At 49.9% G+C, this 3212-nt stretch carries 2 protein-coding genes; one reads left to right on the top strand and one right to left on the bottom strand.

The window, feature by feature from the left end; genetic code table 11:
- Positions 1 to 113: 113 nt before the first annotated feature.
- Positions 114 to 1166 carry a C45 family autoproteolytic acyltransferase/hydrolase gene (locus KNQ15_RS16490; RefSeq protein WP_214730113.1) on the bottom strand — a complete coding sequence of 351 codons (1053 nt, stop codon included), beginning with the start codon at positions 1164 to 1166 and terminating at the stop codon, positions 114 to 116.
- A gap of 162 nt (positions 1167 to 1328) precedes the next feature.
- Between KNQ15_RS16490 and KNQ15_RS16485 the strand changes: the two genes are divergently transcribed.
- Positions 1329 to 3035: a methyl-accepting chemotaxis protein gene (locus KNQ15_RS16485; RefSeq protein WP_214730112.1), complete on the top strand. Its 1707-nt coding sequence runs from the start codon at positions 1329 to 1331 to the stop codon at positions 3033 to 3035.
- Positions 3036 to 3212 lie beyond the last annotated feature (177 nt).

The following is a 3212-nucleotide window of genomic DNA, read 5'->3' as shown; positions in this document are numbered from 1 at the left end:
CTTGGACTTTAAACGCCTTTGTATATTTGACCATAAAAAACACCCCATAAAAGTTGGATTTTTATGTCCAACTTTTATGGGGCAGTTCAGCGAGCAGGAGGAAGCTTTTTCGTTTAACGCCACGTCTGTAAAGTGTTCGCGAACTGGATGTTCGTCTCCAGTTCTCCCGTGATTTCGCTTGCTGCAAAATCGTTGCCAGCGAGCCAGTCGGCAAAGTCGAACGTGACCGGTTCTTGATCACCACCGAGCGCGGACCACACCTTCAACTCTTCCGGGAAGTAGGCAGACGTATGGATCGTTCCCGCCCACTGGGCATATAAATCTGCAAAGACACCTTTATCGGTATCGTTCAATAGTCGGAAAGCTGATTCTGCGTCTTGAATCATGTGTTGATGGGTTTTTAACTCCATCATCCGACGTTTTGAGTCATCGAGGTGGTAGCGATTCTCATGTTGAAGCAAGTCGAAATGGTTCGTACACATGTTTGTCTCGCGTACCTGTACATCCCGCGCCGTCGCTTCGATGACGAATGAACGCGCGGATTTATCGTGGACGACGTATGTGAACGATCCGCGATGCGGGATCTCTTTGACGAGTGAGATTGCATCGTCGACCGAGGTGCACATCTCGAGGATGATCCGTCCGATCATGAAGCTGACGAATCCATCTCCCGGACGGCGACGATTGATGAAGTTATAGCCCATCGCAAGACCGTGTTCGTTCATCCCGTCCATTCGTCCAGTCACACGCGAGGCTGGACCGATGATTGCGGAACCACCATCATTCGGTTGAAAGACGGAAAATCGCCCATCGTACGTCATCGGATGGTAGTCGTAATTGCGGACGAGGAAATTATCACCGGTCATGATCGAACAACCGCTTTTCGGTCCTTCGACTCGGTAATGTCCAAAATGAAGTAACGTATCCGGAAGCGACAGTTCAAGTTCGTCCTGGAGTCCAAGTAACTCGTCCCAAATATGCGGGGCGTACCGGAGAAACATCTCCTTCGTCTCGACCGGATCGACTTGAAAGCGCGGAACACGGATTTTCCAGTTGTCCTCCCGGTTATGGAGCAACTGGTTTCGTTTGACGTAACGCCCTTGTTCGCGACCGAACTCATAATGACTGCCGCGGAATTGCGTGATCTCATTGGCTACACGTTGCATACGATTCATCCTTTCTTCAACTGCTGTATGCTGATTATATCGAACGTGAGGGAGAAAGTCGTACGGCAAGTCTTTACCAAAGCACATCTAAAGTATGGGAATATTGAAAAAATAGTCAACTTTTTCATTCTTAAACCGATAACAAAAACGGGAGGGGATGGAATGAAACATATGTCAGTCAGACGGAAGATACAAGCTTTGATCGCAACAGCCGTCGTTGCGATGCTTTTGATTGCGGGAGCAGGACTCTATTTCTTGAATCAGATGTCGAATGCTTCCCGAGCGATGTATCAGCAAAACTTAATACCGATCCAGGAAGTAGCTCAAATCCGAATCGATACACGCGCGCTCGATTCTTTTTTAGTCGAGATGATGTTAACGAAGGACGAGACGCGGGTCACGGAACTGCAAGCTGAGATCGATACGCGTCAGGCGCAGATTCGTTCGTCGGTCACGAAGGTCGAAAAAACAGGGCATTTCGATGCCAAAGAAAAGAAACAGCTTGAAGAATTAAAGGATAACGTCCTCGCCTATGATAATTCGATGACGATCGTCCAGGATGCGGCGACGCGCAACGAGACCGAAGAAGCCTATACGGCGTATACGCAAGGTCTGGAACAAGTCCGGGATAACGTCGCGGATTCTGCGAAGTCGTTGATGGCTTCGATGACGAAGCAAGCGAAAGCGTTAGACGCTCAGAATCAAGCTGAAAAACAAACGGCCTTTTACTTAATGCTCGGCATCTTTTTTCTCGCGGTTCTCTTGTTTGCAGGACTTGCGATGTACATTACACGTCTCATCACTCGTCCGATTCGTCAATTGCAGGGATGGATGGATCAATCGGGGAACGGGGACTTGACCGTCCGTGGAACATACGACTCCAAAGACGAACTTGGACAGTTGACGACGTCTTTCAACGAGATGATTGCCTCACAGCAACAAGTCGTACTTGAACTAACCGGTACGGCTGACCGTGTCGCTGTCGCATCGGACGAGTTAAGCGTTAATGCGGAATCGACGACGAAAGCTACGGAAATGGTCGCCGTGACGATGGAAGAGATGGCAAGCGGTGCAAGTCAACAATTGCATCAAGTATCCGACGCCTCACGGACGATTGAAGAGTTGACGACGTCGGTTCGTTACGTCGCCGGCAATGCCCAACAAATGACGGAGCGTACAGCGGATGCGATGGAAAAAGTCGCACTCGGTGGTCAAGTCGTCGGAACACTCGGCACACAAATGGGACGGATTCAAGAAGACGTCTCTCGTCTGAGCCAAGTCATTGATGGTCTTGGTAACCGATCGCAGGAAATCGGACAAATCACGGATTCGATCAAAGGTGTCGCGGCGCAGACGAACTTACTTGCGTTAAACGCAGCAATCGAAGCGGCGCGTGCTGGCGAACAAGGACGCGGATTTGCCGTCGTCGCAGCGGAAGTCAAGACGCTCGCGGAGCAGTCAGCGGTCTCGGCAAAACAGATCGAGTTGTTGATTCGGGTCATTCAACAAGAGACGGAAGCATCGGTCGCCTCGATGGAGAAAGTCTCAACCGAGATGACGAGTGGAATTGCCGTTGTCGATCAAGCCGGTGCCTCATTCTCAGAAATCGAGACAGCCATCACCGACGTGACAGGGCACGTCGAAGAAGTGTCCGGTGCCGTACAAGAAATGGCGGCAGCGAGTGAGCAGATCGCCTCCGTCATGCGAACAATTCAAGCGGTGACGGAAGGAACGGCTGCCGGAACCCAAAACATCTCCGCGTCGACCGAGGAGCAGATGGCGTCGATGGAAGAAATTTCGTCTGCGTCTCAGTCGCTTGCGACGATGGCGGATGATTTAAAACAAGTCACAGGCAGGTTTACTGTCTAAGTGATTAAAAACTGCGACCATGAAGGGCAACCGTGGGCTAACCTAAAATTTTGAGACAATATAAAACACCTTCGGAGTGGTACACTTCTAAAAAGTACTAACATCGGAGGTGTTTTTGCATGGGCAAAAACGTATATTCAAGTGAAGTGAAATGGGCAGTAGTCAAAGATAAGCTGA

The sequence above is a fragment of the Exiguobacterium sp. s168 genome (genome assembly GCF_018619035.1).
Taxonomy (GTDB): Bacteria; Bacillota; Bacilli; order Exiguobacteriales; family Exiguobacteriaceae; genus Exiguobacterium_A; species Exiguobacterium_A acetylicum.
The sequence above is the reverse complement of the archived record's forward strand: the minus strand, read 5'-3'. Positions and strand labels throughout refer to the sequence as shown.